Origin of the sequence: Granulicella sp. L60 (genome assembly GCF_009765825.1) — a bacterium.
Lineage (GTDB): Bacteria > Acidobacteriota > Terriglobia > Terriglobales > Acidobacteriaceae > Edaphobacter.
In genome coordinates this window covers 21,886-29,160 of the sequence record NZ_LMUR01000007.1, presented here as the reverse complement: position 1 = coordinate 29,160, position 7,275 = coordinate 21,886, and the positions used below count along the sequence as shown (strand labels likewise).

The following is a 7,275-nucleotide window of genomic DNA, read 5'->3' as shown; positions in this document are numbered from 1 at the left end:
TTACAGAGCCTTCTTCTATCTCGCTTGCCTCTGGATCACAATGCGCAGGTGTTTATGAAACACGCTCTAGCAACCTCGCGTCAATGTGCGACCTCTTTATGTATCGCCATGCTTCTCGTTTCAGGGACGTCGAGCCTCTCGCAGACCAGGCCGCCACTCCTTCCGAGAGAATCCTTGGCCCAACAGAACTTCGGCGACGATGCCCCATGGTTTCTAGCGAACATTCCGTTCCTCGATATCGACGATTCCGAGATCCAGAAGGTTTATTACTATCGCTGGAAGCTCTATCGTGCTCACATCCGCGAGATTGGCCCTCAAGGCACCACGGTCACTGAGTTTCTTAGCGACGTTCCATGGGCGCGTCACCCCTACACTGATCTCAACGACTCATCGTCCTTCCACATCATGGAAGGGCGCTGGCTGCGAGATCCTGCCTACGTCAACTCACTCGTCGATCATCTCTACACCGGCGGCGGAAACGATCGCCACTTCTCCGAGTCCATCGCAGCCGCGACCTACGCCTGGACCTTAGTCACCGGCGACCCCGCGCCTGCAATCAGACATCTTGATACCATGCAGCACATCTACAACCTATGGGACGATCACTTCGATCCATCCCGCAACCTCTACTGGATCGAGCCACTGCTCGACGCCACCGAGTACACCATCTCTTCCATCGATGCGTCTGGCGCCGGTTTTACCGTTGCTCCCCTCCATCAAAGACAATGAGAACGGTTTTACCGGAGGCTATGCTTTTCGTCCTTCTATCAACGCCTATCAGTTCGCCAACGCTCAGGCAATCGCGCACCTCGCCTCCGTTGCCGGTCGGCCCAGCGTAGCCTCGGACTACTCTCGCCGAGCCGAAGCACTACGCGCCGCCACGCTCGAACAACTCTGGAATCCCCAACTTCAACACTTCACCGATATCTACCAGCGCTCCACCAAGTACGTAACCGCTGGCACCTTCATCCGCGGACGCGAGTTAGTCGGCTATCTTCCATGGGCATACGATCTACCGCCCCATAGCTCTCTATCGAGTCAAACACCAGCGTATGAACAGGCATGGCGTCACGCACTCGAAGCCTCTCAACTGGCCGGCCCCCATGGCCTGCGCACAGTCGAACCCACCTATCCACGCTATCTCCATCAGTACCGCTATGACCGCGAAACCGGACTGCCCGAGTGCCAGTGGAATGGACCGACGTGGCCCTTTCAAACTTCACAGGCACTCACAGCATTCGCCAACCTTCTCCACGACTACGATCAGCAGGTAACCTCGCGAGACGATTATCTTCATCTCCTGCGCCAGTACACCAGTCAGCATCTTCTGCCATCAGGCACTCCGGATCTGCAAGAGGACTATAACCCCGACACAGGCCTTCCCATCGTCGGCTTGCCCCGTAGTCATCACTATAATCACTCCACCTACAACGACCTCATCATCTCCGGCCTCATCGGTCTGCGCCCGCGCGCCGACGACACGCTCGAACTTGATCCTCTGATGCCCACCGCAAACACAACGGAAAAACCAATCCGCTACTTCGCTCTGGATGGTGTGATGTACCACGGTCATGAACTCACCATCCTCTACGATTGGAATAGCACTCGCTACCATCTCGGCACAGGCCTCTTCATCTTCTGCGACGGGAAGCGAATCTCTGGCCCAACCTCACTCAAACACACCTTCGTCCGCCTGCCGCCACCCATCATCAAAAACATTCCGCCCAGAGTCGATCTAGCGGTGAACCCCTCTGGCAGCAGCACCATAGCCTCCTCCGACCTCCCGCTTCCCTCTGCATCCTCCACCACAAATCCGCAAGAGCTCTACTCAGCCATCGATGGTCGTCTATGGTTCTTTCCAGAAATTTCTAATGGCTGGTCTCCTGCTAATACTGATCCAGATGCAATCTCAAAGCCATTGAATCGCGCTACGAATACGTCCGATCCTGACTGCTGGTACGCCGTCGATCTGCGCCACAAACAAACCATCGCCTCCATCGAGCTTTTTTTCTTTGCAGACGGCAGAGACTTTCTTGCTCCACCCAGCTTTCGCCTTCAAACGCTCTCTCCCACCGGCTGGCAGGACATACCCGGCGCAACTCGATCTCCCCACACCCCTTTGGCTAACGGCTTGAACCTAATCACCTTACCCGTGATGACATCGCAACAGCTGCGCGTCCTCTTCGAACAGCCACCGGCTCCCGCCAGACTTCGCCTGATCGAAATCAAGGTCTTCGGGCCACCGCAATAGCAACGCGTCAGAGTATGCAGCTAAGGCGAGGTCGCCCCCGCATCGGCAGGAATCGAATCCTCCACCGGAAGCTGGTCCCGCCGCCTGTTCTGCTCCTGAAACTTCGTCAACTGCCGCAGCTCCCGAGCCGACTTCATCTTACGAAAGGCAGCCATCGCCTCGCCTGACTCCTGCGTGCGATGCATCTTCCGGTACAACATCGCAAGCTGATACCACGACATAATCCTCAACTCTTCGTCGTTCTTCTCCGACGTAGCCATGCGAAACTGCTCTATCGCAGCCTCCTCATTCCCAAGCGCAGCGTCCCCTTTGCCAAGGTAGTAATGAACATCATTGAGCTCCGGCGCCGCAACCAACGCCTGCTGCAGCAGAGGCATGCCAGATGCTACCTCGTTCTGCATAATGCGCAGGCTACCGAGCTTGTACTTCGCAATCGCGTTCGCAGGATCGATCTTGACCTCTTCGGCGTAAGCATCATCCGCCTCTTGATACTTTCCCGCCATCCAATACATATCCCCTAACTCTTCATGCAGCCCTGGTTCATGCGGTGCACCACGAACAGCCACCGAAAACTCATGGATTGCGCTATCTGTGCGCGACGCCTCGGCATCCGCCTGCCCAACGACCTCATGCAGCCGCCACGAGTCAGGATCAAGTTTGAACATCGCCGAATAACTTTCCTTCGAGACCAGCAGATGCGCCCGGCCACGATGATACAAAATGTCCATGTTATTCGGATCCAGTTGAACGGCCTTATCCAACGATGAAACCGCAAGATCCGGGGCGTCCTCCGCCAGTTCCACAATCCCCAGCCACATCCACGCCGCCGCATTCTTCGACTCCAGTTGGGTCGCCCTCAACAGCATCTTATGAGCATCAGACAGGCGATTCAGCTTATAGTTCACAATGCCGGCAAACAGACTCACCCCCCGCAGCGTCGGCTGCAGCGACTGCGCCTTATGAAACGCACTCAGTGAGTCTTCCAGCCGCCCAGCCTGTTGCAGCGCCAGCCCAAGATTGAAGAAGCCCTCCGCCGAGCTAGGTTGACTTTGCGTAAATCCACTGAAGTCTCGAACTGCCTCCGCAGTATCGCCCCGGCGCATGGCGGTATTTCCCTGCTCCATCAGCGCGGCACTCCCATCCTGTGAGAGCCCAAGCTGACTCAGTACCGTCAGTATCACCAACATCCATGCCGGCAAAAAAAACGAACGTTTCACGCCGATAAGCATACTCGAACTCCGAAAACAGAAGGACTGCGGAGGTAAGCCCCGCAGTCCCTTGAAGCCCGCACCAACAAAAGCCGAGTATCTGGTCAGTAGTGTATCTTCAACACGAACTGAATACTTCGCGGACCGTTCAGCGTACTGGAAACCTGACCAAAGTTAGGATCCTGAATGCCAGAGTCCGGTTTATTGAATGTATGTCGATTGAACGCATCGAACAGTTCTCCCCTGAACTCTGCATTGATCGCCTCGTGAATCGGGAAGGTCTTGTTGATGCCGAAGTCTTCATTGGCAAAGCCGAACGACCGTATATCCGGAGAGTTGCGCGGCATATCTCCGAACTGGAACGGCCCCGATCCTCGATTCGCATTTGGATCAACGAACGCAGCGCAGTTCCAGTATCCGGTCTGGCAAGCCGTAGCCAAACCTCCCGACAGGTTGATCGAAAACGGATCGTACTTTCCTTGCGCACGTACCGGGTTCTGCCCGATCACTCGATTCGGGCGAATGCCGTTGTCGAAACCAGGAATCCCGTTCGCCCCAAAGAAGCTGATCGGCTGTCCGCTAAGATAGCGCTGCACTCCACTCACACGCCAGTTCCCAATCACCGCATTTACCGCCCGCGGAGAGTTCGCCAGGAACTTCTTCCCCCGACCCACAGGAAGCTCATACAGATAGCTGATCACGAAGTTATTCGGTACATCCTGATTACTCACCGCCTTCTCGGCTTTATGGTCGTATGGATTCTGCGTCCCACCCTGGCTCTGCAGCGTACTGTAGTAAGGCTGAATGCTGTCCGAGTCTGTGATGGTCTTCGAGAACGTATACGAAGCCAACACATTCAACCCAGCCTGAAACCGCCGCTCCAACTTCACCTCCAGCGCGTCATAGCTCGCCTGTCCAACGTTCTGCAGATAGCTATCTGTGTTGATGTATCCATACTGTGGAAACGGGCGCAGCGCCTGCGACACCGTTCCTCCACCACCCCACGTCGTCTGGAAGTTTGCATATGGAATCTTCACTCCCGCCGCGTTTGCAGGCGCCGAACCCGCAATGTCATACAGAACATTCCCCAGTGCCAGTCCGCTCAAAGGCATGTCATTGGGATAATCGATTAGCCCGTGCAGACGCGTCGAGTGCTGCCCAAGATAGCCCAGCGTCATCACAAGGTTCTTCGCCAACTCCGTCTGCGTCTCCAGTGTCCAGGTCTCCACCATCGCCGGTGCACCATAGCTCTTCTTCACCAAATCGACGCCTTGACCATTCAGCTGCGTTGGGTCGAGATTCGGCACCGTCGGCAAGGCCGGAAGCCCCGCATCCAGTAGCGGCCCAGACAAAGGATCGCCTGCGTTGAATAGGTTTGGGTTCAATGTGAACCCCTGCGTCAGACCCTGTCCATAGTCCGCGTACACCAGAGGGCCATAATAAAATCCGCCATTGCCGCGGATCACAACCTTCCCATTCCACGTATCCGGAGCCCACGAGAAACCGATACGCGGCTCCACGTCTTTGAAGTAGGTATCCGCCCACTGTTCGCTCTTATTGCCATTACGGCCGGTCCCCACACCGCCAAAGGCAAGCGCCCCGGGAATTCCGTTCGCCCCCGGATTCGGCAGTGTCGGATCCAGACTCGCTGTATCGCCATCTGCTTCATGCCGCGGCGTATCGTAGCTCCAGCGCAGCCCAAGATTAAGCGTAAGGTTCTGGCGAATCTTCCAATCGTCCTCGCCAAATACCGCTCCATAATGCGATATCCATCGTGGAGCGTGCAGATCCACAATACGGTTCACGTCTCCCGTCTGGCCAATCAGAAACGCTGAAAAGGCATTACCCGATTGAACATCCGTAGTCAGCGTGCCCGCAGTCTGTGCGTTATAGAACGTGAAGCATCCCGACTCACCGCTGCACGTACCGCCAATCTTGCTAATGAAAGAGAATTGCTGATACCGCAGCGTCCCGCCAAACTTGAAGCTGTGCGCCCCATGTTGCCAGTTCACCGTATCGTTCAGAACAATCGCGTTGTCCACGTCCTGCGCAAACGAGTTCTCACCCAGGCTCGGATACGCGCTCCCACTGAACACAAACCCAGGGAACGTTGGGCCGCTCGCATTTGGGATACCCAACGCAGCGCCCCAGTTCGAGTTCAACTGCGATGCAATCGAAACCGTATAGTTATTCGAACGATTCGTTCCAAATGTCAACTGATTCAGCAGATTCGGCGTAATGGTCCACTCCCAACCCAACCGCAGCAGCTTGCCGTAATCGTCAGACACCGCGCCCGCATTATTGATCGGTGGAGGCAAGTTGATGCCATTGCCGTTGTCCGTGTTCTCACGCGAATCCCAGAACCCCCAGACCTTATGCTTTTTGCCGATGTTCTGATCGATGCGAAAGCTGTAGACCGTCTGCGCAATCTGATCGTGATCGTTATAGACGTAATTATTTGTAGCGCTTCCCGAAAGATTCGGCTCCGGCAAAAGCTTCAGGACATTCTTCGCGACCGCGCTGAAGCGGTTATATGGAATCTGATTGTTAGCAAAGGGCAGACGACACTCACTCGACGTGTACTGGTTCTGAACCGTGTTCGGATCGAAGATCTGTCCAATCAGGACAGGTTGTCCGTTGCACGGGTTCGTGATTCCGGTCGAATTTCCAAGGAAGCCGGAGAAGTCGGCGAACTGGCCATTGTCGCCACGAATCGCAGGAGTTGGCAACAGGCTTGTGACCGAAGATCCGGTCCCATAGCGAAGCTGTTCCCAGCTAAAGAAGAAAAATGTCTTGTCCTTGCCGTTGTAGAGATGCGGTATCTTGAACGGTCCTCCCAGCGTGATGCCGAAGTCATTCTTCGTATCCGGCGGACGCTGCAAAGAAGCTCGTGCGGCAGGTGTATCCGCCGTCGCCAGGTAGCCATTATTGAACCAGTTGTTCGCATCCAGCGCAGCGTTCTTATAAAAGTCGTAGATCGTCCCGTGATACAGATTGGTTCCACCGCGCGTGCCATAGTTTGCAATACCGCCGGTCGTCCTTCCAATATCTGCCGGCAACGCCGAGATACTGATGCGAAACTCCTGCACCGCCTCCACCGAAGGTGACAGCCCATCGAATCCACCTGATCCATTCTCCGACCGAAGCGTACTGATTCCATCCACCAGGTAGTCGCTACCCAGCGTCTGTCCGCCGTTGATCTTCGCAATGATCTGACCACCCGCACCACCTGCGGAAGTCCCCGGACCCACTGCGCCAGGCGTGAGAAAGGTCAATGTTGAAAGTGAACGGAGGGCACCAGTTACCGCCAGCGGCAGATCCAGCACTTGCTCCGGCTGAATCGAAGTGCCGACGTCCGAAGTCTCCGTCTCCAGTGTAAGCGAGGCAGTGCTTACAGAAACAGACTCGGAGACGTCGCCCACATGAAGCTCAAAGTTATGCGCCGAACTCGCTCCCACCGAGACCGTTACGTTAGTAAAGATTCCAGTCTTGAATCCCGCAGCCGAGATCGTCACCGTGTAAACACCCGTGCGCACCGAAGGAAAGACGTAGTACCCAGTCTTCGAGCTGACCGTCGTATAGCTTGTTCCCGTAGCCGCCTCATGCGCCAAAACCTTCACGTCGGCGACCACGCCACCTGTCGGATCTGCAATTACTCCGCTAATCGAACCTGTATCGAGTTGAGCGAATAGACGAACCGGGAGAAGGATCAATATCGCAAGCAGCGCGCCAATCAAGTACCTCTGTTTCGTCACTAACGTAGCCATAAAGCTCTCCAAGAAATACCAGATCAGTAACACCAAACCATCTTCTGCC

Annotated in this window: 4 protein-coding genes; 2 read left to right on the top strand and 2 right to left on the bottom strand. The window is 55.5% G+C overall.

Annotated features, from left to right (window positions below):
* Nucleotides 1-174 precede the first annotated feature (174 nt).
* Both GSQ82_RS03265 and GSQ82_RS03260 read left to right on the top strand, forming a co-directional pair.
* A complete protein-coding gene (locus tag GSQ82_RS03265; protein ID WP_158790603.1) occupies nucleotides 175-729 on the top strand; it encodes a hypothetical protein in 555 nt (184 codons plus the stop codon).
* A complete protein-coding gene (locus GSQ82_RS03260; RefSeq protein ID WP_158790602.1) occupies nucleotides 704-2,251 on the top strand; it encodes an amylo-alpha-1,6-glucosidase in 1,548 nt (515 codons plus the stop codon). The genes GSQ82_RS03265 and GSQ82_RS03260 overlap by 26 nt, the downstream gene beginning before the upstream one ends.
* A gap of 20 nt (nucleotides 2,252-2,271) precedes the next feature.
* Here GSQ82_RS03260 and GSQ82_RS03255 read toward each other — a convergent pair whose 3' ends face one another.
* Together GSQ82_RS03255 and GSQ82_RS03250 are read right to left on the bottom strand one after the other, a co-directional pair.
* A complete protein-coding gene (locus GSQ82_RS03255) occupies nucleotides 2,272-3,468 on the bottom strand; it encodes a tetratricopeptide repeat protein (RefSeq protein WP_158790601.1) in 1,197 nt (398 codons plus the stop codon).
* 95 nt (nucleotides 3,469-3,563) lie between these two features.
* Nucleotides 3,564-7,226, bottom strand: a complete 3,663-nt coding sequence (locus GSQ82_RS03250; protein ID WP_158790600.1) for a carboxypeptidase-like regulatory domain-containing protein — start codon at nucleotides 7,224-7,226, stop codon at nucleotides 3,564-3,566.
* Between the last annotated feature and the right edge of the window lie 49 nt (nucleotides 7,227-7,275).